The following is a 26,905-nucleotide window of genomic DNA, read 5'->3' on the forward strand; positions in this document are numbered from 1 at the left end:
CCCGAAAGGACTCGCCATGCCCCTTGATCCAGACCTCAAGTCTCGCATCCTTCAGGCTGTCGAAGACGGATTTGCCGAACAGGTGAGCTTTACCCAAAAGCTCGTGCAAATGCCCTCTCTGCGCGGCCATGAACATGCGATCCAAGACCTGCTGTTTCGCAGCCTGCAAAGCCGTGGCTACGCGATGGACCGTTTCAAGATGGACCGCGCCGCGATCGAGGCGCATCCCGGCGGATCAAAATACTCCGACGATCATTCCGACGCGCCCATCGTCGTGGGCATCCACCGCCCGCGCGATGAGCGGGGCCGCTCGCTGATCCTGCAATCGCATCTCGATGTGGTGCCCGAGGGTTTGCACGACATGTGGGACGATCCGCCCTTTTCGGCCAAGATCGACGGCGATTGGATGTATGGCCGGGGCGCGGGCGATATGAAGGCGGGGGCGGCTGCAAATATCTTTGCGCTCGACGCGCTGCGCCGCATCGGGCTGCAACCGGCGGCGACCGTCTATGTGCAATCCGTGGTCGAGGAGGAATCCACCGGCAACGGCGCTTTGCAGACTTTCCTGCAAGGCTACACCGCCGATGCGGTTTTCATCCCCGAACCCGAAGAGGAAATGCTGGTTCGCGCCAATACCGGCGTCATCTGGTTTCAGGTGCAGTTGCGCGGCGTGCCGGTCCATGTGCGCGAAATGGGCGAAGGCGCCAATGCCATTGATGCTGCCACCCGCGTCATCACCGCCCTGCGCGAGATGGAGGAGGATTGGAACGCGGAAAAGGGCCAGCATCCGCATTTCGAAGACGAGGCCCATCCGATCAACCTCAACATCGGCAAGATCGAAGGCGGCGATTGGGCGTCATCGGTGCCGTCATGGTGCAACATCGATTGCCGCGTTTCCATCTATCCGGGCCGCAGCGCCGAGGATGCCGCGCGCGAGATCACCGAGCGGGTCAAGGCCTTCGCCCAAAGCGACAGCTTCCTGTCGAACAACCCGCCCAGGGTGGTCTTCAACGGTTTTCACGCCGAAGGCTATGTACTTGAGCCGGACAGCGAGGCCGAAGCCGTCTTGGAACGCGCCCATGAAGACGCCATCGGCGCGCCGCTCCAGTCCTTCATGTCACCGAGCTATCTCGATACGCGGGTCTATGCGCTCTACAACAAAATCCCCGCGCTCTGCTACGGGCCGAAATCGCGCAACATTCACGGGATCAACGAATCCGTCAGCCTCAGTTCGGTCAAGAAGATCACCCAAGCCATGGCGCTGTTCATCGCCGAATGGTGCGGGACCGAAGGCACCGCCCCATGACCGAGGTCGGGATCACGCCCCATGGCGGCCTGCCCCCCTTCCTCAGCGGTGTGCTGGTCGAAGAGACCGGGGCCCAGACCGACCTGCTGGCACAAGACCCGCCCGCCTTTGACGCGGCCCGCGCGGCAGAGGTTGCGCTGCGTTTCTATGGTATCTCGGGAGAGATCGAACCGCTTGCCGCCGAGAAAGACGCGAACTTCCTGATCACCCTCACCACGGGCGAAAAGGCCCTGCTAAAGATCACCAACGCCGCCGAAGACCGGGCGGTGACCGACATGCAGACCGCCGCACTGATGCATCTGGCCGCCGCCGATCGCGAACTGCCCGTGCAACGCATCTGCGCCAGCCTGAACGGCAAAGCTGCCGAGGTCGCCACCGCCGCCGATGGGCAGCCCCATGTCGTTCGCCTGATGTCCTTCCTCGGCGGCACCGTGCTCAGCAATGCGACCCCGCAGCCGGGCCTCTACCGCGCCTTGGGCGATTTTCACGCGCGGGTCACCCTTGGACTGCGCGGGTTCTTTCACCCCGCGGGTGGGCATTTTTTGCAGTGGGACATCAAACAAGCGAGCCACCTGCGCCCCCTCTTGGCAGATGTGCAGGACGCCGCGCTGCGCCAGCAGTTGCAGCATAGGCTTGACCAGTTTGACGCGGAAACCGCCCCGCGATTGCCGCATCTGCGGGCGCAGATCGTGCATAATGACTTCAACCCCCATAACATTCTGGTCGACGCGCCACAGGCGCAGCGCCCCGTCGGGCTGATCGACTTCGGCGATATTGTGCATACGCCGCTGGCCTGTGATCTGGCGGTGGCCTGCTCTTATCAACTCGGCCAAGGCGCGGATCCGCTGGGCGCCATTTGCGAGATGGTCGCGGGCTTCGCCGCACGGCTGCCGCTGGAGGCCGAAGAGGTCGCGCTTCTGCCCAGTCTGATCCGCCTGCGCCATGCCACCACCCTAGCGATCGGCGCCTCCCGCGCGCGGCGCTATCCCGAGAATGCCCCCTATATCCTGCGCAACGCCGCCGCCTCACAACGCGGGCTGGCGGCACTTGACCAAGTGGGCGACGCCGCCGCGATCAAAGCCCTGCATCATGCTGCGGGAACGGAGTGACCGATGACCATGATCAACGCCTATGACAGCGCCCAAGCCGAGGCCCTCAGCCCCGCAGACCGCGCCCTGATCGATCGCCGCGCCAAGGCGCTTGGCCCCGCCTACCGGCTGTTCTACGACCAGCCGCTGCATATCACGCGCAGCGAGGGTGTCTGGCTTTGGGACAAGGACGGGCGCAGATATCTCGATGCTTATAACAACGTCGCATCGGTCGGCCATTGCCACCCCCGCGTGGTCGAGGCGATCACCCAGCAGTTGGGCGTGCTGAACACTCACACCCGCTATCTGCATGAAAACGTTGTTACTTACGCCGAACGGCTGCTCGCCACCATGCCCGACGCACTCGGTCATGTCATGTTCACCTGCACCGGGTCCGAGGCGAATGACATCGCCCTGCGCATCGCCCGCAGCTATACCCGGCGCGAGGGCGTGATCGTGACCCGCCTTGCCTATCACGGGCTGACCGAAGCGGTGGCCGAACTCTCCCCCTCTCTGGGCGAATTCACCCCGCGCAGCCCGCGCATCCGGCTGATCGACGCGCCCGACACGCTGCGCATCCCCGAGGCCCAAAAGGGTGCCAAACTCGCCGCCGATCTGGCCCAAGCGATTGCCGAGATGCGCGCCGATGGGATCGAGCCTGCGGCCTTCATCGTCGATACGATCTTTTCCAGCGATGGGCTGCACCCCGATCCGGCGGGGTTCCTGCAACCGGCGGTCGATCTGATCCGCGCCGAAGGGGGGCTTTTCATCGCTGACGAAGTGCAGCCCGGCTTTGCCCGCACGGGGTATGCCTTCTGGGGGTTCCAGCGCCACCGGCTGGTGCCTGATATGGTCACGATGGGCAAGCCGATGGGCAATGGCTTCCCCCTTTCCGGCACCGCGATGCGGCCAGAGTTGGTGCAAGAGTTTGGCGAAAAGGCACGCTATTTCAACACCTTTGGCGGCAACCCCGTGGCCGCCGCCGCAGGCATGGCGGTGCTCGACGTGATCGCGGATGAGGGGTTGCAGGACAATGCCACAGCCGTCGGCGGTTTTCTCAAGAGCGGTCTGCAAGACATCGCCACCCGCTACCCCGAGATCGGCCATGTGCGCGGCGCAGGGCTGTTTCTGGCGGTCGAATGCGTCACCGCGCGCGAGACCAACGCGCCCGACGCCGCCCGCGCCAAATTCGTGGTCAACCACCTGCGCCAGAATGGCGTCTTGATCAGCGCCACCGGGCCGGGGGCCAATGTGCTGAAAATCCGCCCCCCGCTTGTCTTGCAGCAGGCCGAGGCGACGCTGTTCCTAGATGCGACCGAAGCCGCCTTCGCCGCCGCGCGGGCCGAGGGGGTTTAACCCTGCGACCCTACTGCGCCTCGCGCAGGGACCGCTCCCGCGCGCGGGCCTCAGTCAGCCATTCCGGGTCCATCTGCGGGACCGATGTCAGCAGCCGCTTGGTATAGGCCTGCTTTGGATCGCCGAAGATCTCGTCACGCCCGCCCTGCTCTACGATCTGGCCATTCTTGAGCACGATCACCCTATGGGCAATCGCCTCAACCGTGGCCAAGTCATGGGTGATGAACATAAAGGTCAGGTCCAACTCAGTCTGCAACCGCACCAAAAGCCGCAGGATCCCTTCGGCCACCAATTGGTCCAGCGCGCTGGTAACCTCGTCACAGATGATGAACTCCGGCTCGGCTGCCAGCGCCCGTGCGATGCCCACGCGCTGCTTCTGCCCGCCCGAGAGTTCGCTGGGTTTGCGGTCAAGGAAAGCGCGGTCGAGGTCGACCAAATCCATCAGTTCCGCCACCCGGGCTTGAAGCTCGTGCCCCCTGCGGCCCGTGAACTTGCGCACCGGTCGGGCCAAAATCTCGCGGATACTGTGGCGCGGGTTCAGCGAGGTGTCCGCCGATTGATAGATCATCTGGATATTGCGCAGCGTCTCGGCCCCGCGTTTGGCTAGTTGCGGCTCAAGCGGCGCGTCGTTCCAGAAAAACTGCCCGGCGACGGGGGGCAACAGCCCTGCGATAACCCGCGCGAGCGTTGATTTACCCGACCCGCTTTCCCCGACGACGGCTGTGGTCTGGCCGCGCGGAAAGGTGAAGTTGAGATTATCCAGAACCGTCATCGGCCCATAGGCGGCCGAAACCCCCTCGCAGCGGATCAGCGCCGGAGCCTCCTCCGCCTCTGCATCGGGGCGGCGGAAGGAGCGCACGGCCCAGAGCGAGCGGGTATAGTCCTCTTGCGGGGCGTCGAGCATGGTCTTGGTCGGGGCGGTCTCCACCGCCGCGCCATCCTTCATCACGCAGATGCGGTCGGCCATCTGGCTCACCACCGCCAGATCATGGGTGATATAGATCGCCGCCGTGTCATATTGCTCGACGATATCGCGGATCGCGCCCAGCACTTCGATCTGGGTGGTGACGTCTAGGGCGGTCGTCGGCTCGTCAAAGATGATCAGGTCGGGGCGGCAGGCCATGGCCATCGCCGTCATCGCCCGCTGCAACTGGCCGCCCGACACTTGGTGCGGGTAGCGAAAGCCGATCTCCTCGGGGTTGGGCAATTGCATCTGACGGTAGAGCGCGACAGCGTCCTGCTCTGCCGCCGCGCGGCCCGAGACACCGTGCAGGCGCGGCGCTTCGGTATATTGGTCAATCAGCGTCTTGGCGGGATTAAAGCTCGCCGCCGCGGACTGGGCGACATAGGCGATGCGTTTGCCGTGCAACCGGCGCAATTGCCCGCGCCCCATGCCGATTAACTCGGTGCCGTCGAATTCAACGCTGCCCCCGGCAAAGCGCACCCCGTCGCGGACATAGCCCATCGCCGCCAAGCCGGCGGAGCTTTTGCCCGCCCCGCTTTCGCCGACAAGGCCCAACACCTCACCCCGGTCCAGTTCCAGATCGAGCCCTTTGATGATCACATTGGGCCGCGCGCGGCTCCCTGCCTCAAGCCGGAGACCGCGAATATTCAGAAGATTTCCCATATGCTTGGCCCCTGCTCGGTTAACTTTTCAGACCGCTGGCGCGGTGCAGCATCCAATCGACGATCAGGTTGATCGCAACGGTCAACAAAGCGATGGCCGCCGCCGGGATCAGCGGGGTGATATCGCCAAAGCTGATCAGGGTGGCGTTCTCTTTCACCATCGACCCCCAGTCCGCCGTCGGCGGCTGTATCCCGATGCCAAGAAAGGACAGCGCCGCGATGAAGAGAAACACAAAGCAAAAGCGCACACCGAATTCAGCGATCAGGGTGGACCAGATGTTGGGCAATATCTCGCGCCGCAGCAGCCATGGCGTGCGCTCTCCGCGCAGCTTTGCGGCCTCGACGAAATCAAGACCGACAACATTCATCGCCGCCGCGCGCGACAGGCGGTAGACCGGCGCCACATAGATCACCGCGATCACCCCGACCATATTGGGGATCGAGGGGCCGACAATGGCCAAGAGCATCAGCGCCAAGATCAGCGGCGGCACGGCCATCAACACGTCGACCAGCCGCGATAGGACTTCGTCCAGCCAGCCCCCTTTGAGCGCGGCCAGCATCCCCAGCGTGGCCCCGAGCGAAAAGGAAATGGCCGTGGTCAGCAGCGCCAGCCCAACCGTATTGCGCGCGCCAAAGATCATGCGTGACAGCATATCGCGGCCCAGATTGTCGGTGCCAAGCGGATGCGCACCACTCCACGGCAGATAGGCGTCGCCCACCACTTCCGTCTCGCCATAGGGCGCGATCCACGGGGCGAAAAGTCCGGTGATGGCCACGAGGACCAGCACCACCATGCCAAAGATCGCCGAGGGAGGCGCGGATTTCAGCAAAGATTTCATCGTTATCTCCCGTGCCGCAGACGCGGGTTCGACATGATCGAGATGATGTCGGCCAGAACGTTCAGCGTGATATAGACAGCGGCAAAGAACAGCCCCACGGCCTGCACCACCGGGAAATCCCGGCTGGAAACCGCATCGACCAGTAACTGGCCAAGACCGGGGTAGGAAAAGACGACCTCAACCACCACCACGCCGACCACCAGATAGGCAAGGTTCAGCGCCACCACATTGACGATCGGCGCAAGCGCGTTGGGCAGCGCGTGTTGCAGGATAATGCGCCAGCGCGGCACGCCCTTGAGGCGGGCCATCTCGATATAGGGCGAGGCCAGCACGTTGATGATGGCCGCCCGCGTCATCCGCATCATATGCGCCACGACCACCAGAATAAGCGTCAGCGCGGGCAGAAAGCTGCGATAGAGCGCGTCCCAAAGCCCCGTGGCGCTGTCGATCCGTGCCAGCGTCGGAAAGACGCCCGCTTTGATCGACAAAAACAGGATCAGGACATAGCCCACGAAAAACTCGGGCATGGAGATGGCGGAAAGCGCGGTCAGGTTGACGCCGCGATCAAACAGCGTGTTGCGCCACAGCGCCGCCAGCAGCCCAAGGATCACCGCCAGCGGGGCGGCGATGACGGCGGCATAGACGGCCAGAAACATGGTATTGGCAAGCCGCGGGCCCAACAGCTCAGACACCTCGCGCCGCGAGGCCAGAGAGGTGCCGAAATCACCGCGCAGCACGCCGCCAAGCCAATCGAAATACCGAAGATGCGCGGGCTGATCGAGGCCAAGCTCGGCGCGAAAGGCCGCGAGGGTCGATTCAGTCGCCGACTGGCCAAGGATCTGCTGCGCCAGATCACCGGGCAAGAGTTCGATGCCAACGAACATGAGGGCGGATACGACAAAGAGGGTCAGAATGCCGAGGGACACTCGGCCGATAACAAGCTTCTGAAGCCGGGACATTTTAAGGTTTTCTCCGGCCCGGGGCGGGCCATTGGTGCGGGAAACGGGCGGCCCTTGGGGGCCGCCCGCGTGAAGCTGTGGCTTAGGACATCCACCAGCGTTCGATGAAGCGCTGGCTGTCGAGATCCCACATCTCGGACACTTCCTCGGGCATCTGAACGCTTTCGCTCATGGCCGAGACATATTGGCCAAATGCCGGGATCAGCGCGCCGCCCTGCTCTTTCACGATCTTCTGCATCTCGCCGTACATCTCGGCGCGGCGGGTCTGGTCCAGCTCAGGCCGGGCCTGCAACAGCAGCTCATTGAAGCGCTCGTTGTCCCATTTGGTCTCGTTCCACTCCGCATCGGCGGCATAGCCGGTCGAGAACATGAGGTCAGGCGTCGGGCGGCCACCCCAATAGGAACAGCAGAAGGGCTTTTGCAGCCAGACGTTCGACCAATAGCCGTCATCCGGCTCGCGCTTCACGTCGATGTTCAAACCAGCAGGCCGCGCGCTTTCGGCAAAGAGCACGGAGGCATCTACCGCCCCGTTGAACGCCGCATCCGAAGTCGAGAGCGTCACGTCGAGGCTTTCCAAACCCGCCTGTTTCAGATGGTACTTCGCCCGCTCCGGATCATAGGTGATCTGCTCCAGATCGTCGTTGTAATAGGGCATGGAGCGCGAGATCGGTTGGTCATTGCCCACGGTGCCATAGCCACGCAGAACCTTTTCGATCATGTCTTCGCGGTTGATGCCGTATTTCAGCGCCATGCGCACGTTCAGATCATCGAAGGGCGCCGTGTTGGTCTGCATCGGCATGATGTAATGCAGCGTGCCGTCCTGGGTGTGGATCTTCACATTGGGCGCGCGGCCCAGAAGGTTGATGGTTTTGAGGTCGGGCCGGTCGATCAGGTCGACCTCACCGGTCATCAGCGCGTTCATCCGGGCAGCCGGGTCGCCGACTTTCAGGATCACGACCTTGTCGAAATGCGCGCGGCCTTCTTTCCAGTAGTCATCGCGGCGCGAGAGTTCGACCCGCACGCCCGGCTCGAAGACATCGATCACATAGCCGCCGGTGCCGATGCGGCTGTTGGGGTCAATCGTGCCATCGCCGGTGTCTTGGCGAATGCCGAGGTGGTAGTCGTTGAAGATGAACGGGAAATCCGCGTTGCCCGCGGCCAGTTCAAAGATCACGACCTTATCGCCATCGGCGCGGATATCGGTGATCTGCTCAAGCAGCGGTTTGATACCGGATTTGGACTCGGGCCCCATGTGGTGACGGATCGAAGCGATCACGTCATTCGCCGTGGCCGCCTTGCCGTCCGAGAATTGTGCATTGTCGCGCAGGCGGAAGGTCCAGGTGGCCGCATCGCTGCTGGCCTCAAAGCTCTCGGCAAGGTCGGGCTGGGCGGTGCCATCGGGGGCGATCTCAGTCAATGTGTTAAAGACCGCATAGCCGCTGGCGAACATAAAGTCGTTGTTGAAGGTCGCCGGATCAAGGCTGTCGGAAGTGGAGCCTTGGGTAAAGCCCACCCGCAGGGTGCCGCCCTTCTTGGGTTGCGCCTGTGCCCGCGCCCCGTGTGGCAGGATCAGCCCTGCCCCCACGGCGGCGGCGGTCCCGGCTAGAAAGCTGCGACGGCTCGGGCCGTTTTGACGGTTTGTGAAATTGGTCATTGTATCCCCCTTTGTTTGTTTTCTTGCTCGAACGCTCTGACAAAGCGCTCGGCGTCTTGCTGCGGTGCCGCGTGCCGCGTCATTGGCCGCCGCCCTCGCACTGGCATGGGCGCTTTGCCCAGCCGCAGGCGCTGTCGAAACACGCGGCCAAAGGATGGCGCGCGCCCCTCTGCGCTGCGATCCGTCGCGGCATTTCGCCCGCCGCAACGATCTTGGCCATAGGCATAGCCGGTTCCGACGCCGGGGTATAGATACCCCGGTCGCCTGTCGCGAAGTTACGTTACGGCTAGTGATGTTTTACGGGAAGATCAAGATGTTAAGGGGTGGCGGGTGAAAGACCTCCCCCGCCGCCCCCTCCTGCGACCGCTGCAAACCGGCGGTCGGTCGGGGCTGCAAGCCGCCTTAGAAATCCCTCAGCTTTGGCCGCCCGTTCACGGAAACATTGTCGATATCCTCAAGCTTAAAGCCGCGCACCAAGGACGGTATCATCATGCAGACCAGCACGAAGATCGGCAGCCCCACCACGGTGATCACCTGCTGCAAGGCGGTCAGCCCAGTGTCGCCCGTCAACAGGATCAGCATCGCCGCCACCAGCCCTTCGGCAAGGCCCCAGAAAACCCGCTGGCGCACAGGGCCGGGTTTGGCATGGCCGGTGCAGAGCATATCGACAACCAGTGAAGCGGAGTCCGACGAGGTGGCAAAGAAAATCGCCACGATGATGATCGCTACGCCTTGGACGAAGAGCGTGAAGGGGAAATGCTCAAGAAAGACGAAAAGCGCGAGGGGGATGCTCTCTGCCACCGCCCGGCTGATCTCGCCCGCCTGATCGCCCATCGCTTCCCGCGCCGCCGTGCCGATGCCGTCAAAGCCGATGGCCTGCCAGCCGAAGATCGAGAACCAAATCAGCGTGAAGGCCGTCGGCGCAAGCAGAACGCCGAAGACGAATTCGCGAATGGTCCTGCCGCGCGAAATCCGCGCCACGAACAGCCCGATGAAGGGCGACCAGGTCACGGTCCACGCCCAGTAAAAGACGGTCCAATCCCCTTGCCAGCCCCAATCCCCGTTTGACGGGTTCCGATTGGCCAGCATATCATTCCAAAAGGCCAGCCGCGGCAGGTTTTGCAGATAAAGCCCCGCGGTTTCGACGATGCCACGTAAAAGAAACAAGGTCGATCCGGTCACCAGCACAAAGAGCATCAACAGAACCGCCATGCCGATGTTGATGTTCGACAAGAGCTTCACCCCGCTGTCGAGCCCCGCCACGATCGAGCCGACAGCGACCATGGTCAGCAGGGCGAGGATCATGATCTTCAAAAAGGTCGACGCATCCCAGCCAAAAAGCTCGGACAGCCCCGCCGCGATCTGCGAAGAACCGAGACCGAGGGACACCGCCACGCCGAAGATCGTGCCCAAGATAGCCACGATATCAATGGCTTTGCCCACTGGCCCGTGAATACCCTCACGCAGCAGGGGGTAGAAAACCGAGCTGACGCGCACCGGCAGATCATAGCGGTTGATGAAATAGGCGAAGGCCAGACCGGGCAGCGTGAAAATCGCCCAAGTGTGCAGCCCCAGGTGATAGATCGCGATTGAAATCGCATCTTTCGCCGCCTGTTCCGAATAGGGCTCCACCCCCGGCAGGGGTGGTTTCTGAAAATGGCTGATCGGCTCTGCCACGCCCCAGAACATAAGAACGGTGCCGATGCCCCCGGCGAAAAGCATGGTGAACCACGACAGGTTCGAATACTCCGGCTCAGAGCCTTTCGGCCCCAATCGGATATGGCCGTGGCGCGACGCGGCGGCCCAAATCAGAAAACCCAGCCAGACATTCACGCCAAGGATGAAGAACCAGCCAAGATTGGTCACGACCCAAGCCCGACCCACGGCAAAGATGTCTCCGATGGGTTCGGGTACCGAGATCAACAGCAGAACGAAAAGCGCGGCGAGCCCGGCTGAGATGAAAAAGATGACCGGGTCCGTTTTCAGACCAAGACGCCGTGCGAGATTTTCCACCTATTTTCTCCTTTGTTGTTCGTTTCCTTGGTCGGCCCTGCGCCCCCTCTAGGGCATCACCGGAGCCTCGCCTTTCGATGACATGTCCGGCTCATCACGGCTGCGGATCTCCATATTCCCGCGCAGACGCGGCAGGGCTTGGGGATGCTCTTTTTGCAGCCAGTCGATCATCTTCTCGCGGATTTCACAGCGCAGATCCCATGCCTGTGGTGAGGTCCGTGCGCTGACAAGACCACGCACGGCGATACTGTCTTTCTCGGTCTCGGAAACCTGAAGATTTACCACCTGCCCGTCCCATAGGGGCGAGGCTTTGGCCAGCTCCTCAAGCTTGGCGCGCATTTCGCCAATCGGCACCGTATAATCGAGATACCAAAACACCGTCCCGATGATCGACGCGCTTTCGCGGGTCCAATTCTGAAAGGGCTTTTCGATGAAATAAGACAGCGGCACCACCATGCGCCGCCAATCCCACAGACGCACGACGACATAGGTCGCGAAAATCTCTTCGACCCAGCCCCATTCGTCTTCGACGATCACCACATCTTCGAGCCTGATGGGCTGGGTGATGGCGATCTGAAGCCCCGCGATCAGATTGGTCAGCACCGGGCGCGCCGCCAGCCCCACGACCAGCCCCGCCGCCCCGGCCGAGGCGAAAAGCCCGGCCCCGTATTTCTGCACGCTCTCAAAGGTCAGCAAAACGCCAGCGGCAGTGAAAATCCCCAAGATGATGGTCACGGTCCGGCGCAGGACCCGCGCTTGGGTCACGAACTTGCGGGCCGAAAGATTGTCTTCGACATCCAGCCGATGCCGCCGCACGGCGCGTTCGGCGAAATGATTGGTCAGCAGGATCAGCGTCCAGCCGACGAGAATGATCAGCAAGACGAGGAACAGATGCGCCGCCCCGTCCTGCCAGCCGTAGAGACGCACATTGGGCAGAACCCAAGCAAGCGCTGCGACCACGGCGGCAAGGCGCAGCGGCCTACGCGCCCGGCGCAGCAAGGACCGCCCGGTGATGTTCTTTTCCGAGATTACGCGGTCAAGGATACGGTATCCGATCCAATGGACCGCCAGCCCCGCCGCACAGGCCAGAAGCACGGCAAGCAGGGGGCTGACGAAATCGGGCGCGGCCTCAAGCTGCGTCGCAACAACTGTCGCTATGCGGTCCAGCGTCTCCATCGCTTAGGCCCACCAAACCACCATCGCCAGCGTGGCCACGACAAGCAGCCCGGCCCAGAGGGTGCGATCCTGCCAGAGCGGTTTCTCCCATTGGGTGAAAATCTCTTTGGCCTCTTCCCCCTGCCAGACAAGGTCTTCGATATTCTCTTTTTCCTTCGGCGAGGTGGCGTAGGAAATACCGAAATGCAGGATGATCCCGATGGTCATCATGATCGAGGACATCACCGTATAGTGGATTTCCGGCAGCCCCATATAGGCCCAGTAATTCGTCACCTCTTTCAGCACGAAAAGCGGAATGCCGATGATCAGGCCAAACATGATCGTCCAAAACGCGCCGTTGCCGTTCAACCGTTTGAACATCAGGCCAAGGATATAGACCACGACGATGGTCGGCACGATATAGGACAGCGAGGATTGGAAATAGCTGAAGAGGCTTTCAAATCCCGCAATCATCGGGGCATAGATCGCACCAAAGACCATGACGCCCGCGGTGACCAGTTTGCCCATCCAGACCTGACGTTCTTCACTCACGTTGAACATCGGCTCGGCAAAGTCCTTTACCACCAAGGTTGAAGCAGAGTTCAAGGCGGAGTCGAGCGAAGACATGATCGCCGCAATCAGTGCTGCCATAATCAGCCCGCGCACGCCAATCGGCATCAACTCAAACGCCAGCGTGGGGAAAGCAAGGTCAGGCGTTTCAAGATCGGGGTAGAGCTTGAGCGCGATCACCCCCGGCAGCACCATCAAAAAGATGTTCGGCAGTTTCAGGAAACCGGCGAAGATGGCCCCGATCTGCCCTTCTTTCAGGTCCTTCGCGCCCAGCGTCCGCTGCACGACGAACTGGTTGATCGTCCAATAGTAAAAGCCGAGCAAGATAACGCCCAAAAGCCCCGTCCACGGCAAGAAATCATCGTCCGCAGGCAAGATCATATGGGTCATATCTTCGGGCTTGCCGGTGAACAGCTCCTCCCAGCCGCCGATCTCATCAAGGCCGATCCAGAACAGGGCAGCGGCCCCGATGATCAGCAAGATCGCCTGCACCGTATCGGTCACGACCACCGCCGAAAGACCGCCCAGAATGGTGTAGATGCCCGCGACCAAAGCCAGCACGGCGACGGCGGCCCAAAGATTGAGGTAGCCGGTGACATTCGAGATCACCAACCCACCCGCATAAAGCGCGCCCGCCGTGTCGATGAACATGATCGCGAGGATGGTGAAAAGCGAAAAGGCCCGGCGCGAACGGACGTCATAGCGTTCTTCCAGAAATCCCGGCACGGTCGAGATTTTCGCCCGCAGGTAAGACGGCAGAATGAAGATCGCGAATAGGATCAAGACCAGCGCCGCAGTCCATTCGTAATTGAAGATCACGACGCCATTCGCATAGGCCCCGCCCATCAGCCCCACAAAACTGGAGCCGGACATGTTGGAGGCGAAAAGCGAGAAGCCGATCAGATACCAAGGCAGGGAACGCCCGGCGAGAAAGTAATCCTCGGACCCGCCGGATTGTTTGCGCGAAACGTAAATACCATGGGCAACGACACCGATAAAATAGGCCACCACAATCGCATAGTCGATCAGGTGCAAGTCAAATTTCGCGCTCTCCATCATGCTCTCCTAAAATATGTCTTGCGCTTGGTTCCGAAATTGAAACGCGCCCCCGGGGGCTCAGCCGTCCTCTTCCCAAGGCTCCATTTCTTGCAATTCTTTCTCGGTCGCCGAGACATAGGCCCGCAGATCGTCTCCGCCCAAACGGCGCAATTCGATCATATCCAGCGGCACGGCGACCTGCGTTTCGCCCAGACCGAGGAAGCCGCCGATGTCGAGGATCACCATCTTGATCTGGCCATCTTCGCTAAAGGTGACCTGCGAAATCTCACCAATCCAATTGTCGTTTTGACCAAAGGTCGCCAGCCCGAGGAATTCTTCGGAATCCAGATCGCTCAATTTAACGATCTCGATCTTCTCGCCGCCTTCACGCATATCGGCAGCGCGAAGGCGCACGTCGTCTTCGTTGTATTCCGGGGCGGCTTTCAGGTCTTCTTTCTGGCCGGTATAAAGCAGAAAGAATTCGTTCTCTTCATCCGCATCCGGCAAGAACCGCAGATCATCAAGCGACAACACCCGCGTCGCCCCCTTGCCCAGAAACCCGCCCGCATCGACGATGATCCCACGCAGGGTGCCATCACGGCTGATCACCACTTCCGACACCTGCCCCGCCATGATCCATTCTTCCAAAGGCTCTTTCAATTCTTCGAGGTCGATATCGGCCAGCGGCGCATCCTTGGCGGGCAGAAACAGCTTGTGGCCATTCAGGCTCGACAGGGCGATCATCGTGTCTTGGGGAATGAATTGCGGTGTCTCAGTCTCAGATCGCAGTGCCGTGGCGGCGAGACTGCCAATCAGCGTAATTGCTAGAAGCGGCGCATTTCTCATGACTATCTCCTGCTGAAAATTCGGGCGGGCAAGGCCGGTAGCATCATGGGGATAACGGTAACTTGATGAGATAGTTCCCTTGTTACCTGTATTTAGAGAACCTGCACCGCCAGCGCGCCTGCGTAGATCACCAACAAGCCGATGCTCTCCCAACCGATCCCCTTGCGCTGGCGAAAGATCAGGCCAAGGATCAGAACCGCCGTCATCATCATCGCCACGGTAAGCCAGAACAGGTCATCCGCCGTGATCGCATGATAGAGCGAGCCGTCCCGATACCCGATGTCCGACAGAGTCAGGAACAGCGTGTCGAAAGTATTGCCACCGATGATCCCGCCCACGGCCAATTGCAGCGCCCCGCGCCGCACCGCGACGAGGGTGGTCACAAGCTCGGGCAGAGAGGTGAGCACCGCCGTCATCGTGGCTCCCACCACGGTATCCGACAGGTCGAACCGGTCCGAGATCTCCGCCGCGATCCGCGCCACGGCGAAGCCGGAAAGACCCATCAGCACCAGCAAGATCAGAAAGGGCACAATCAATGCGCCCACGGGTTTCTCGGCCTCTTCGTCGTCCTCCGGCTCATCCGCGCGGGTGTCCGAGGTGGATACCGGATGCCACATCGGCTCTTCCCGCAGCCGGGCGGTGGCCCGCATGCCATAGGCGTAGAGCGCGAACAGCGCGACACTGGCGGGATGGATGCCCCAAAACGCCACCTCTGGCGCGGTGAAGGCCATCAGCGGCACCGTCAGCAAAAGCAGCAGCAGCCCCGCCTGAAAGACATTGGCCAGATCAGCCGCCGCATGTTCGAGGTTGGCCCGCCGATAGATCATGTCCGCCAAGGCCAGAAAGGCCGTCTGCGCCGCGATGCCCCCGATACCGTTCGAAAAGGCCAATGAGGCCCGCCCGTCCAGCGCCGAGGTCAGCGAGACGACCGTGCCAGACATGGAAGTGGCCGCGCCGAGCAGGGCCGCGCCAACCAGCGCCTCCCCCCAGCCGGTCCGGTCCGCGATCTGGTCGCTGAGCCCCGTCATACGGTAGCCAGTCACGAGAATGATAAGCCCGGCGAGACCGCCAAGAGCGAAGAGGATCGGGGTGGAAAGGCTTGCAAACATGCCCGGTCAACGCGCGAGGGGGCGATCCGTTCGCGCCAATTAGTGAAAATGTTCACAAAGTTCCGGAACCCCACGGGAAGTTTACCGTTGTTGTGATGCAGACCTATTTTTCAAGCGGAGCCGCAATTTATGGCAAAGCTCTTTTCACGGCGAGCTATTTTAGCCCAAATCGCACTTGGTACAGGTGCCGCGACAGTCGGATTGCCGGTGCAACACGCCTTTGCCGCCCGCGATGATCGGGGTTGGGCGTTTTTGACGAATGACGAAGCGCGGTGGATGGCCGCCGTGGTCGATGTTTTCATTCCCCAAGATGAGTTCCCCTCGGCCTCGCAAGCCGGTGTGGTCGACTTTATCGATTACCAGATGGCCACGGCCTATGGCGCGGGGAAAGGGCTCTACCTCGAACCGCCTTTTCCCGATGGGGCCGTGGCCGAACAGGGATATCAGCTTGAATTCACACCGGCCCAACTCCTCCGCCAAGGAATAGAACAGGCGCGCCAATTGGGGGATTTTGCCGAGATGGATGCCACTGCCCGCGCCGATCATGTCGAAGAACTATCGAACCGGGACGATTTTATCGGCACTCTGATCGCCGAATTGTGGAAGCTGACGCGGCAGGGGTATTTCGCCGATCCGATCTACCTGGGCAATCATGATTACGCCGGCTGGCGCATGGTCGGGTTCCCGGGGGCGCATGCCTATTACACGGAGCGGGTGGACGAACACGAACGCTCGATCACGCCGCCGCCGCGCGGCATTGCCCATGATCGTGGCGGCTCCCCCTACCCGCCCCGCGCGATTGGCGGAGGGTCTGACTGATGGCACCCAGAACGCTTCCCAAAACCGATGTCTTGATCATCGGCGGTGGCTGGACCGGCCTGACCGCAGCCTACGAATTGGCCCATGCCGGGCAGCGCTGCGTTGTGCTGGAGCGGGGCAAACAACGCCATACCGCCACATCCTTCGGCGCGCCCGAGGAACATGACGAACTCAAATACGCCCACCGCTACGAGCATATGGTCGACGTCAAGAAAGAGACGCTGACCTTTCGCAATAACCGTGACCAGCAGGCACTGCCGATGCGGCGGCTGGGGTCTTTCCTGCCCGGATCGGGCTTGGGCGGTGCAGGCATCCATTGGAACGGCCAGCTTTGGCGGCCCCTGCCCTCTGACCTTGAAATGCGCAGCCATTACGAAGAGCGCTACGGCAAGGATTTCATCGGCCCCGACCTCAGTATTCAGGACTGGGGCGTCACCTATGATGAGCTTGAACCACATCTCGACTTTTTCGAACGGATTTGCGGAGCCGCCGGGCAGGCTGGCAATCTAAACGGCGAGGCGCTTGCCGGGGGGAACGTTTTTGAGGGGCCGCGCAGCGCGGATTACCCCAACCCGCCGATGCGCCAGCCGATCTCCAACACGCTCTTTGGCAAGGCGGCTGAGCGGATGGGGTTGAACCCCTTCCCCATGCCCTCGGCCAATGTGACCAAAGCCTATGTGAACCCCTATGGCGCGCAGCTGCACCCCTGCACCTATTGCGGCTTTTGCGAGCGTTTCGGCTGCGGCTATTATGCCAAGGCCGACCCGATCATCTGCGTCTATGACCGGATCAAGGACCATGAGAATTTCGAGATCCGCCTGAACGCACAGGTGTTGCGCATCGAGAAGAGCGGAGACGGCGAGACCGCCACCGGCGCGATCTATCTTGATGAGAACGGCGAAGAGGTTTTCCAGCCCGCCGACACGATCTGCATGAATGCCTATGCGCTGTGGAACGTGCATCTGATGCTCGTCTCCGGCCTTGGCAAGCCCTATGACCCCGAGACCCGCACCGGCGTGGTGGGGCGCAACTACAGCTATCAAACCGTGGCCGGGGTCGATGCCTTCTTCGACGACAGTGTGAAAACCGACCCCTATATGGGCGCGGGCGCGCTCGGCGTGGTGATCGACGATTACAACGGCGATAATTTCGACCATAGCGATCTGGGGTTCGTCGGCGGCGGTTATATCGCCTGCAAACAATACCATGGCCGCCCCATCGGCTATCAGCCGGTGCCCGAGGGCACGCCAAAATGGGGCGCGGAGTGGAAACGCGCGGTGCGCGAGAACTACAATCATCACGCCGATTTGGTGGTGCATGGCTCCTCGGTGTCGACGCCCGAGAATTACCTCGACCTTGATCCGACATGGACCGATGCCTATGGCCGCCCGCTGCTACGCATGACCTTCGATTTCCCCGAGAATGACCGCAAGATGTCAGACTATGTGATGCAGCGCGCGATGGAGATCGCCCGCGAGATGGACAATGTGACTTCCGTCAGCGGCAGCAACAATGCGGCAATCGACAGCCACTATGACATCGTCCCCTATCAGACCACCCATAACGTCGGCGGCGCGGTGATCGGCACCGACCCCGAGACCAGCGTGGTCAACCGCTATGGCCAGATGTGGGACCATCACAACGTCTTTGTTTTCGGCGCCTGCCTGTTTCCGCAGAACCTTGGCTACAACCCCACCGGGCCGCTGATGGGCCTCGCCTATTGGACGCTTGAACACATGAAACGCGACTACCTGCCGAACCCCGGCCCCTTGATGGATGCCTAAGACAGATCGAAAGGACCGCCCCATGACATTCCGTACCGTTCTGACGACCTGTAGCGCGATCGCCGTTCTCGGCATTTCCGCCGGTTTCATCCGCGCCCAGAATTACGAGGCTGCCCCCGGCATCTCGGCGATGGAGCAACGTTTCCAAGACGACGTTCTGCGCTTCAACGCGACGGTGAACACCGAGGTCGACGACGATGTGCTGGAACTTGGCCGGCTGGTCGCCATGGGCGGGTCCGAGGCGGGCGACAGCGGCATGGCCTGCATCACCTGCCACGGCGGCGATGGCGCGGGCGACGGCTCAGGCGCCTTCCCCCGGCTGGCCGGTCAGGCCGGGTGGTACACCTACAAACAGCTCAAGGATTATGCCTCGGGCGACCGGCAGAACCGCGTCATGTCGGGCATCGCCAAAAAACTGACCGAAGAAGAGATGGAGGCCGTCGCGGCCTATTACGCCACGATCTCGGCCCCCTACACCCCGCCCTTGGGCGATGTGGACGGCATGACCCTGCAATGGGGTGGCCAGCTTGGCGCTGTCGGCTCGGCTGAGCGCGGCGTGCCCGCTTGTGTGAATTGTCACGGGCCAAGCGGCCTCGGCAACCCGCCTTCGGTGCCCTACCTTGCCGGGCAATATGCCAGCTACATGGCGCATCAATTGCAGATGTGGAAAGAGGGCAAGCGCGACAATGACGTGGACAATGTCATGTCCGCCATCGCCAAAAAGATGACCCAGAAAGACATCGACGCCGTCAGCGCCTATTACAACCGTGTCCGCCCGACGCAGCCGCTGCCGCCCGAGACGTCACCGCTGTTGGAGCCTTCCACGGCACCGACGCAGTGAGCTGAGGCATGCGCGTCTTCACCGTCATATCGGTTCTGCTGCTGACCGGCCTCGCGATGGTCTGGTCGGCCCTGCCGCCGCAAAGCAGCATTGCCGCCGCTGTGTCAGGCCCGATCCGAGAAGCCTCGCAACAAGTGTCGGACTGGGCCCGGATAAACATACGCCAAGGTCTGGTGGAAAAGACCCCGGATTACGAAGCCGCCTCGCGCCGGTTTCTGGATGCCGACCCGCAGCGCGGGGTTGCCCTGATCCGGCTTCATGGCTGCGGCGCTTGCCACCGCGTGCCGGGGCTGCGCGATGCCCAAGGTACCGTTGGCCCCGACCTGCATGATTTCGCCCGACAATCCTATGTGGCGGGCGTTTTGCCGAACCGCCCCGGCGATCTGACCCGTTGGTTGATGAACCCGCCCGCCCATAGCCCTGAGACCGCCATGCCGAACCTTGGCCTGAAACGTGATGAAGCGCGCGACATCGCCGCCTATCTTCTGGGATCGGAGGTGCGCGAATGAGCGATACCGCACAGTCCACGCTTGGCGAATACGGCGTGCAATCCGCCCTCGCGCCAGAGGGGGTCGGCGCCACGGCGATCAACGGGCTGACCATCGGCATGACGGTCGCTTTCGGCGTGGTCTTCGTGCTGCTGCTGCTCTTTGTCTGGGGCGTCCTCGCCGGTAAGATCGCGCCGCGCAAATGGTGGATCTGGGCGGGGGGCATCGCCCTGCCGCTCGTCTCAGTGCTGATCCTGATGGGCTTTTCCACCGTCATCCTGCAACGCATCACCTTGGAAGACCCCGAGGCGCTGGTCATCGAAGTGACCGGCAAACAATTCTGGTGGGATGTGGTCTATGACCCCGAAGGCTGGGCCATGCGCGGCGCCAATGAGATCGTCATTCCCAAAGGCCGCCCGGTGACCTTTCGCTTGAAATCCAGCGACGTGATCCATTCCTTCTGGGTGCCCAAGCTTACCGGCAAGATGGACATGATCCCGGGCCGGGTGAACAGCCTGCCGGTCATGGCGACCGAAACAGGGCGTTTTCGCGGGCAATGTGCTGAGTTTTGCGGGCTGTCACACCCCAAAATGGCCTTTGAGGTCGTCGTGATGGAGCCCGAAGACTTCGACGCTTGGATGCAGGGCAGCAGTGGCGAGGCCCGCGACGCGGCCACCACGGAGTTGACCCGCGGGCGCGATGTCTTTGTCGAAGCGGGATGCCCCGCTTGCCATACCATCCGCGGCGTAGCCGAGACCGGAACGCTAGGGCCTGACCTCAGCCGCGTGGGCGCGCGCGGCAGTCTTGGCGCGGGGATGTACCGCATGAACCAAGGCACGCTCGCGGGTTGGATCGCGGATCCGACCGCGATGAAACCGGGGGCCAAGATGCCTTCTTACAACCATCTGCCGGGGCCCGACCTGCGCGCGCTCTCGGCCTATCTGGCGAGCCTTAAATGACGGACCGTAAAGCATATGTCGTGGATCTGCCCGAGGATCAGACCTATTCCGGCAGCGCCAAGGGCGCGCCGGACAAAGGGTTCGAGCGGATTTGGGACGCCCCACCTGGCATCCGCTATCTGTCCTCGGTCAGTCACCGGGTGGTGGGCAAACGCTTCCTCGTCACCGGCTTCGTCTTTTTCCTGATTGCTGGTTTCCTCGCCCTGCTGGTGCGCACCCAACTCATCGTGCCGGACAACACCTTCCTCGATTCCGAGACCTATAATCAGGTCTTCACGATGCATGGGACGATCATGATGTTCCTCTTCGCGATCCCCATGCTGGAGGGGTTCGCGGTGCATCTCATCCCGCTCATGGTGGGTGCACGCGACCTTGTGTTTCCGCGGCTCGGGGCCTTTGGCTATTACTGCTACCTGTTCGGCGGCATCATCGTGCTGTCGTCCTTCGTCTTCGACGCCGCCCCCGCGGGGGGCTGGTTCATGTATGTGCCGCTCTCGACCAGTGCCTATACGCAGGACCTCTCGGCGGATTTTTGGCTCATCGGCATCACCTTCGCCGAGATCGCCAGCGTGACCGCGGCGGTGGAGATCATTGCCGCGATCCTCTGCACCCGCGCGCCGGGGATGAGCCTCACCAAGATGCCGATCCTGATGTGGTATCTGCTGATCACCGCCTTCATGATCGCCGTGGGCTTTCCGCCGCTGATCATCGGCTCGATCCTGCTGGAGGCCGAGCGCCTTTTGGGTCTGCCGTTCTTCGACATCGCGCTTGGCGGCGATCCCCTGCTCTGGCAGCACCTGTTCTGGCTCTTTGGCCACCCGGAGGTCTACATCATCTTCCTGCCCGCCGCGGGCATGGTGGCGACGATGCTACCGACTTTCGTGGGCAAACCGCTTTTCGGCTACGGGTTTGCCGTGGCGGCGGTGGTGACGATGGGTTTCCTCAGCTTCGGCCTCTGGGCGCACCATATGTTCGCCACGGGCCTGCCGGTGATGTCGCTGACGCTGTTCTCCGCCGCCTCGACGATGGTGGCGATCCCGACGGGGGTGCAGATCTTCTGCTTCCTCGCCACGCTGGCGCAGGGAAAGCCACGGATGGAGGTGCCGATGCTCTTCATCCTCGGCTTCCTGTTCATCTTCGTGCTGGGGGGCCTCACCGGTGTGATGGTGGCCGCGGTGCCTTTCAACCTTCAGGCCCATGACAGCTACTTCGTGGTGGCGCATCTGCACTATGTGCTGATCGGCGGCTTCGTCTTCCCGATGTTCGGCGCGCTTTATTACTGGATGCCGCATTTCACCGGGCGGATGATGTCGGACACGCTGGGCCGCTGGGTCTTTTGGCTGATGTTCATCGGGTTCAACGTAACCTTCTTCATGATGCATCTCACGGGCATGCGCGGCATGCCGCGGCGGATCGCCAGCTACCCCGAGGGTTTGGGCTGGGACCGGCTCAATATGCTGTCGTCGATCGGCTCTTACATCCTCGCTGCGGGCGTCGTGCTCTTTGTCTTCGACTTCTTTTGGCACCAGCGTCACGGGCTGCGGGCGCGGCGCAATCCTTGGGGCGCGGGCACGCTCGAATGGCTCTATCCGCCAATCCCGCCGGGGTTCAACTTTCACGCCATTCCCACCGTCCGCTCGCGTGAGCCGCTCTGGGACCAGCCCGAGTTGCTGGACCGCCCGGCCCATAAGGTCGAAGGCGCGCTGCGCCCCACCACCGACCACCGGCGCGAGACTATGGGCAATGACCCCGTGACCGGCGCGCCGATGCAGATCGTGCGCCTGCCGCATCCGACATGGGTGCCGCTAATCACCGCCTTCGGTCTGGCGCTTGGCTTTGGCGCGACGCTGGCTTCGGCCTATTGGCTGGTGGCGGTCGGTTTCGCCATCGCGCTGGCGGGGATCACCGCGTGGATTTGGGAGCCGTCGGACAGCGGCGTGCGGCGCGACAGCGGCTTGGGCAAACTGCGCCTGCCGGTTAATATCGTCGATCCGCGCAGTCACCTGCATTTGGCGGTGGTGGGCACGATGCTGATCTCCGCCGCGCTCTTCGCCTCCTTGGTCTTTGCCGGGCTTTACCTGTGGAACACCCAGCCCCATTGGGCCGAGACGACCCCCGCCGCTGATCCGCTCATGGCGGGTCTGGCGGCCCTCGCCGCTCTGGGCCTGCTGCTGTTCAGTTGGGCCAGCCGCCGGGCGGCCTATGGGGCCAAGGTCAAGTCGGTCATCGCCGTCGATCTGGGACTGGCCGTGGGGGCCATCGCCTTGGGCGCGCTGTTGTTCTTGTCGATCCAAGAGGTCGATCCCTATGGGTCGGCCTATGCCGCCGTGGGCTGGGCGCTCTTCGCCTTCGTGGCGGGATACCTTGCCGTGGTGCTTTACTGGTCGCTCATCAATGCGCTGCGCAAAGCCGTGGGCGCGGTTCAGCCGGGGCAGATGCTGCCCAACCTGCTCATCGCCACATTCGCCAAGGTGGTGGCCATCATGGGCGGGGTCACGGCGGCGGCCTATCTGCTGGCAGGAGGCGCGATATGAGAGGTCTGACCAAAGGCATCGCCAAACCGGCCCTGCTGTGGGCGCTGCATTTCACGCTGATCTACGCGCTGATCTCGGCCGCCTGCGCGCCGCGCGCACTGCTGGGGCAGGACCACCTGCTGATCATCGCCGTCGTGCTGACGCTTGCCATGGCGATGGTGCAAATCTTTTGGATGTGGCGGGGCGCACATAGCGGTCGGCGGTCGGACCTGAACCGGGATGAGACCGCCCTTCTGCGCGCAGGATGGTGGACCGGGCTGATCTCGCTCATCGCCACGCTGGCCAATCTAACCCCGGTGCTGATCCTGCCCGGCTGCCACGGATAGAGAGAGAGGAGACCCCTCATGCAACAGGACGCCTATACCCCATTCTGCGGCACACCGCCCCTCCCCGGAGAGCTTTTGACCCGCTGGACCCTCGACCCCTTTCTGCTGGTCGGGCTGCTGGCTTTCGCGGCCCTGCTCTGGACGCGCGCCGAGCGGCGGGGCCAAGCGCTGAGCGGTGCGGCGCTAGTGGCCTTCTTGTTCATCTCCCCGCTCTGCGCGGCCTCAATGGCGCTGTTCTCGGCCCGGGTGGGGCAGCATATTCTGCTCACGCTGATTGCCGCACCGATGATCGCGGCGGCATTGCCGAAGGTACGGCTGCCGCTCTGGCCCCTCGCCCTGCTCTTTGCTCTGCTCTTTTGGGGATGGCACAGCCCGACGCCCTATGCGGCGACCTTGCAGTCCGACCTTGTCTATTGGGCGATGCATCTGTCGCTGACAGGCTGCGCGATTGCGCTCTTCATGGGGTTTCGCGGTGCCGGGGCGCAGGCGGCGGTGCCTGCGGTCTTTACCGCGGCACAGTTGACCGCCTTTGCGGTGACCCTAACCCTCGCCCCCACGGTGTGGCATGGCTGGCACGAGCTGACCGCCCTGCCCTATGGGCTTTCCGCCTTGGCCGACCAGCAACTCGCGGGCGCGTTGATGTGGGTCGCGGGCGGCGGGCTGTTCATGGTGCTGGTGGCCCTTCAAGTGCGGCAACTGCTGCGGCACGATAGCTTGGCCAAAAGCGCGGGCTAAGCGGGTTAGCCTGCCGCGAAGGCTTTGGTCAGGTCTTCCTGCCTGTCGCGCGGCAGCACCACGATCAGAACGTCGCCCTCTTGCAGGGTAACATCCTGCCCCGGCAACTGCTCTTCCCCGTCGCGGATCAGCGCGACAAGGCGGCCTTGGCCCGGCAGGTCCAACCGCTCCCCGGCCAAACGCTCGGGCACGGTGACGCGGGTGAGCAGGAGATCGTCCTGTAGCAGCGGCTCTTTCATCGCGTCGTCATCGCCGGTCAGCATATCCACGATGTTTTCGGCGACCTTGGCATGGGGGTTGATCACATCGTCCAAACCCAATTCGCAACAGACCCGCAGCAGCGCATTCGAGGTGATCTGCGGGATCACCCGGCCATAGCCGATAGAGCGGCCAATGAGCGCCGCCAGAATGTTGATCTCGGAGGCGTTGGTTACGGCGATGCACACGTCGTCTTCGTCGCGAAAGGCTTCGCGCAGCACGTCTGGGTTGCTGCCATCACCCTCTATCATGCCGCAGTCGATCCGCTCTGCCGCCTGCTCCAACAACTCGCGCGACTTGTCGATCAACACGACCTCGCGGTCGGTTTCGATCAACTCCTCCGCAATGGCGAGGCCAAAGCTCGACGCGCCGATGATGACGATACGCATGGGTAATCTCCTAACTTGGGCGGGTCCAACTGCGTGGCAGCAAAAGCGCCAGCACCGCGATGAATTCCAACCGGCCCAGCCACATGGCGAAGGCGACCGAAAGTTTCAGATCGCCGGGCATGTCCGCCCCCACCGCCCCGGTTGAGAGGCCCACGGTCGAAAGCGCTGAAATCGTGTCGAACAAGGCGGGCAACGGGGGGTAGCCATGGGCTACGAAGTGAAACCACAAGAGCCCCGCAAAGCTAAAATAGATGAGCACCAGCGCCAAAAGCGACACAACCGCTTCGGTCGAGACGGGCCGGCCACTGTGGCGCAGGGGGGCGATGGCATGTTCAGTGAGCCGGACGTGCTGCACCGCATGGACCACTGCGCCGATACAGACATGCAGACGGCTGAGCTTGAGCCCCCCCGCCGTCGATCCGGCATCGCCGCCCCAAAGCATCGCCAGCAACAGGATAAGCAAGGCAGGACCGGCATCATAGACCGGCCCCGTGGAAAACCCCGCCGTCGTCAGCCCCGAAATCAGGTTCAGCGCATGGGCGTAGAGGGTAAGCTCGCGATCTTGGGAGGTGGTCAGCACCGCGGCGAGGTAAATGACCAAGGCCAGTGCAATCGCCACCAGCACCCGCTGGACCGAGCCGAGCTTCCATGCCTCACGGTGCCGCCCCTGGCCGACAAAGACAAAGACCAGCAGCGATATCGCGCCCAACACGCAGGATAGGATGACCATGCCCTGCCCCAGCGGCGTATAGCTCGCCAGACTGTCGGCGCGGGGCGAGAAACCGGCGGTCGAGATGGCGGCGAGGGTTAGCACCAGAGCCTCGCGCCAATCGGGGATTACCAGCATGGTCAGCAGCACCATCACCACCGTCAGCGCGCTGTAGACGGTCAGAAGCTGGCGCGCCTGCTCTCGGGTTGAAGAAATGCGATCCCCCTGCTGGATATCGACCCGCCCCAAACGCCGCGCCGGGCGGCCGCGCGGCAGCAGCAGGGCCAGCACCGCCGTAGCGATCACCAGACCGCCGCACCACTGCATCCAGCCGCGCAAGACATGGCCCGCGAAAGGCCAGCTTTCCACCTCTTGCGCGACGGTAAGGCCGGTGGTGGTGATGCCGCTCACCGCCTCGAAAAACGCATCTATGGGGGGCATGCCAAGGGTGACGAAAGCGGGTGTGGTCAACAGCGCAGCAATGAGAAAAACCAAGGCCACGGTCATCATCGCCTCCATCCCGCGCAGATCATCGGGCAGCGGGCGCGACCGCACCGCGACATGCACCATGCCGGACAGAGCCACCGGCGCGAGCAAGACCAGCGCCAGCAGCAAGTCCCCCTCGGCCAAGGCCCAAGCACCGGGCGGCAGGCACAGCGCGCCAAAGATCGGCGCGTGTTTGCCGAGGGTCAGCGCAATCACACGCGGCCGCGCGACGGTCATCACGGTCGAGGATCCCGACCGGAAGAAAGAGGCCGGGCGAATTGCCATCAGCTTGGGGCCATCTGTATCCGTGGTGGTGTCGCTTTATTCCGCATCAGGCGGCGTCTGCTGGTAGTATAGGGCAACCGCGCGGATTTCCTCATCGCTAAGCGATTTGGCGATGTCTTCCATGACGTTAAGCGGCCCATTCGCCCGGTCGCCGTTCTGCCAAGCCACCAGCTGATCGGCGATATACTGCGCCGATTGCCCCGCCAAACGCGGGATCGCCGCGCCGCTTGTGTCGCTGCCACCGTGGCATTGGTTGCAGGCTGGCACGCTGTCACTGCCAGAGGCCGCAAGCGCGCCGCCCTGTTGCACCACATCCGTCGGGGCACCGTGATCGAACTTGGACAGTTTCGGCGCGACGGAGGCGTAGTAATCCGCAACGGCCAAACGCTCTTCTTCGGTCAACTGCGTGGCGATGGGCACCATGATCGGCGAAAACCGTTCACCCGCCATGAAGGCCTGAAGCTGCGCTTCGATATACTCGGCGGGCAACCCTGCCAGACCGGGCATTTCGCCCAAGCCTGCGCCTGCGTCATCCAGCCCGTGGCAGGCCATGCATTTCATGCCGACACCGCCCTGCTGCGCGCCACCCGAGGCGACGGTGCGGCCCAAAGCGGTATCGGGGGCACGTTCCACGCCGCCATCATCGGCGTCGTCGAAGAGCGGTGGCGGAGATTGCGCCGCGGCAGCACAGGCGACGAAGGTGGCAAAGGGAACAAGAATTGAAAGTCGCATG

General features: G+C 62.5%; 23 protein-coding genes. 11 read left to right on the forward strand and 12 right to left on the reverse strand.

The genetic code is table 11. The annotated features are described in order from the left end of the window. Positions 1-16 precede the first annotated feature (16 nt). From ACGYLQ_RS08490 to ACGYLQ_RS08500, 3 genes are read left to right on the forward strand one after another with little or no spacing between them, the layout of a single operon-like run. Positions 17-1,306, forward strand: a complete 1,290-nt coding sequence (locus ACGYLQ_RS08490; RefSeq protein ID WP_394442047.1) for an ArgE/DapE family deacylase — start codon at positions 17-19, stop codon at positions 1,304-1,306. After that, a complete protein-coding gene (locus ACGYLQ_RS08495) occupies positions 1,303-2,415 on the forward strand; it encodes a phosphotransferase (RefSeq protein ID WP_394442050.1) in 1,113 nt (370 codons plus the stop codon). The genes ACGYLQ_RS08490 and ACGYLQ_RS08495 overlap by 4 nt, the downstream gene beginning before the upstream one ends. Positions 2,416-2,418: 3 nt before the next feature. Continuing rightward, positions 2,419-3,750, forward strand: a complete 1,332-nt coding sequence (locus ACGYLQ_RS08500) for an aspartate aminotransferase family protein (RefSeq protein WP_394442053.1) — start codon at positions 2,419-2,421, stop codon at positions 3,748-3,750. A 10-nt stretch (positions 3,751-3,760) separates the two neighbouring features. On the opposite strand, the gene ACGYLQ_RS08505 is transcribed toward ACGYLQ_RS08500, so the two are convergent. The 9 genes from ACGYLQ_RS08505 to ACGYLQ_RS08545 all read right to left on the reverse strand — a co-directional run bounded on the left by ACGYLQ_RS08505 (position 3,761) and on the right by ACGYLQ_RS08545 (position 15,559). Beyond that, complete coding sequence (locus tag ACGYLQ_RS08505) at positions 3,761-5,377, reverse strand: ABC transporter ATP-binding protein (protein ID WP_394442055.1); 1,617 nt, start codon at positions 5,375-5,377, stop codon at positions 3,761-3,763. Positions 5,378-5,396: 19 nt separating this feature from the next. Beyond that, entirely contained in the window at positions 5,397-6,215 is an 819-nt protein-coding gene (locus ACGYLQ_RS08510) for an ABC transporter permease (RefSeq protein WP_394442058.1), read from the reverse strand. A gap of 2 nt (positions 6,216-6,217) precedes the next feature. Next, complete coding sequence (locus tag ACGYLQ_RS08515) at positions 6,218-7,174, reverse strand: ABC transporter permease (protein ID WP_394442061.1); 957 nt, start codon at positions 7,172-7,174, stop codon at positions 6,218-6,220. An 82-nt stretch (positions 7,175-7,256) separates the two neighbouring features. Beyond that, a complete protein-coding gene (locus ACGYLQ_RS08520; RefSeq protein WP_394442064.1) occupies positions 7,257-8,828 on the reverse strand; it encodes an ABC transporter substrate-binding protein in 1,572 nt (523 codons plus the stop codon). A 402-nt stretch (positions 8,829-9,230) separates the two neighbouring features. Next, positions 9,231-10,841: a BCCT family transporter gene (locus ACGYLQ_RS08525; protein WP_394442067.1), complete on the reverse strand. Its 1,611-nt coding sequence runs from the start codon at positions 10,839-10,841 to the stop codon at positions 9,231-9,233. A 48-nt stretch (positions 10,842-10,889) separates the two neighbouring features. Then, the gene (locus ACGYLQ_RS08530) at positions 10,890-12,017 is read right to left on the reverse strand and encodes a mechanosensitive ion channel family protein (RefSeq protein ID WP_394442070.1); all 1,128 of its coding nucleotides are present in this window, start codon (positions 12,015-12,017) and stop codon (positions 10,890-10,892) included. A 3-nt stretch (positions 12,018-12,020) separates the two neighbouring features. Continuing rightward, entirely contained in the window at positions 12,021-13,622 is a 1,602-nt protein-coding gene (locus tag ACGYLQ_RS08535; RefSeq protein ID WP_394442073.1) for a sodium:solute symporter, read from the reverse strand. A gap of 60 nt (positions 13,623-13,682) precedes the next feature. Beyond that, positions 13,683-14,450: a PRC-barrel domain-containing protein gene (locus tag ACGYLQ_RS08540; RefSeq protein WP_394442075.1), complete on the reverse strand. Its 768-nt coding sequence runs from the start codon at positions 14,448-14,450 to the stop codon at positions 13,683-13,685. Positions 14,451-14,542: 92 nt separating this feature from the next. After that, the gene (locus tag ACGYLQ_RS08545; protein WP_394442077.1) at positions 14,543-15,559 is read right to left on the reverse strand and encodes a sodium:calcium antiporter; all 1,017 of its coding nucleotides are present in this window, start codon (positions 15,557-15,559) and stop codon (positions 14,543-14,545) included. A gap of 207 nt (positions 15,560-15,766) precedes the next feature. Here ACGYLQ_RS08545 and ACGYLQ_RS08550 point away from each other — a divergent pair, with 207 nt between their 5' ends. Genes ACGYLQ_RS08550 through ACGYLQ_RS08585 form a run of 8 tightly spaced genes read left to right on the forward strand, consistent with a single transcriptional unit; the run spans position 15,767 to position 24,045 of the window. Further along, positions 15,767-16,378 carry a gluconate 2-dehydrogenase subunit 3 family protein gene (locus ACGYLQ_RS08550; RefSeq protein ID WP_394442080.1) on the forward strand — a complete coding sequence of 204 codons (612 nt, stop codon included), beginning with the start codon at positions 15,767-15,769 and terminating at the stop codon, positions 16,376-16,378. Then, complete coding sequence (locus tag ACGYLQ_RS08555) at positions 16,378-18,162, forward strand: GMC family oxidoreductase (protein WP_394442083.1); 1,785 nt, start codon at positions 16,378-16,380, stop codon at positions 18,160-18,162. Before ACGYLQ_RS08550 ends, ACGYLQ_RS08555 begins: the two co-directional genes overlap by 1 nt. A 22-nt stretch (positions 18,163-18,184) precedes the next feature. After that, positions 18,185-19,003, forward strand: a complete 819-nt coding sequence (locus ACGYLQ_RS08560) for a c-type cytochrome (protein WP_394442086.1) — start codon at positions 18,185-18,187, stop codon at positions 19,001-19,003. Positions 19,004-19,011: 8 nt separating this feature from the next. Next, positions 19,012-19,512, forward strand: coding sequence for a c-type cytochrome (locus ACGYLQ_RS08565; RefSeq protein WP_394442089.1), 501 nt, complete (start codon positions 19,012-19,014; stop codon positions 19,510-19,512). Next, positions 19,509-20,450: a cytochrome c oxidase subunit II gene (gene coxB, locus ACGYLQ_RS08570; protein ID WP_394442092.1), complete on the forward strand. Its 942-nt coding sequence runs from the start codon at positions 19,509-19,511 to the stop codon at positions 20,448-20,450. The genes ACGYLQ_RS08565 and coxB overlap by 4 nt, the downstream gene beginning before the upstream one ends. Further along, positions 20,447-22,984: a cytochrome c oxidase subunit I gene (gene ctaD / locus ACGYLQ_RS08575; RefSeq protein ID WP_394442095.1), complete on the forward strand. Its 2,538-nt coding sequence runs from the start codon at positions 20,447-20,449 to the stop codon at positions 22,982-22,984. The genes coxB and ctaD overlap by 4 nt, the downstream gene beginning before the upstream one ends. Further along, positions 22,981-23,310 carry a hypothetical protein gene (locus ACGYLQ_RS08580; RefSeq protein WP_271689213.1) on the forward strand — a complete coding sequence of 110 codons (330 nt, stop codon included), beginning with the start codon at positions 22,981-22,983 and terminating at the stop codon, positions 23,308-23,310. The genes ctaD and ACGYLQ_RS08580 overlap by 4 nt, the downstream gene beginning before the upstream one ends. Positions 23,311-23,328: 18 nt before the next feature. Beyond that, entirely contained in the window at positions 23,329-24,045 is a 717-nt protein-coding gene (locus ACGYLQ_RS08585) for a cytochrome c oxidase assembly protein (RefSeq protein ID WP_394442098.1), read from the forward strand. 5 nt (positions 24,046-24,050) lie between these two features. On the opposite strand, the gene ACGYLQ_RS08590 is transcribed toward ACGYLQ_RS08585, so the two are convergent. The 3 genes from ACGYLQ_RS08590 to ACGYLQ_RS08600 all read right to left on the reverse strand — a co-directional run bounded on the left by ACGYLQ_RS08590 (position 24,051) and on the right by ACGYLQ_RS08600 (position 26,904). Beyond that, positions 24,051-24,692 carry a potassium channel family protein gene (locus ACGYLQ_RS08590; RefSeq protein ID WP_394442101.1) on the reverse strand — a complete coding sequence of 214 codons (642 nt, stop codon included), beginning with the start codon at positions 24,690-24,692 and terminating at the stop codon, positions 24,051-24,053. 10 nt (positions 24,693-24,702) lie between these two features. Beyond that, complete coding sequence (locus ACGYLQ_RS08595) at positions 24,703-26,124, reverse strand: TrkH family potassium uptake protein (RefSeq protein ID WP_394442103.1); 1,422 nt, start codon at positions 26,122-26,124, stop codon at positions 24,703-24,705. Positions 26,125-26,208: 84 nt separating this feature from the next. Then, positions 26,209-26,904, reverse strand: a complete 696-nt coding sequence (locus ACGYLQ_RS08600; protein WP_394442105.1) for a c-type cytochrome — start codon at positions 26,902-26,904, stop codon at positions 26,209-26,211. Position 26,905: the final 1 nt, after the last annotated feature.

It is taken from the genome of Sulfitobacter sp. 1A12779 (genome assembly GCF_043557315.1).
GTDB lineage: Bacteria > Pseudomonadota > Alphaproteobacteria > Rhodobacterales > Rhodobacteraceae > Sulfitobacter > Sulfitobacter faviae.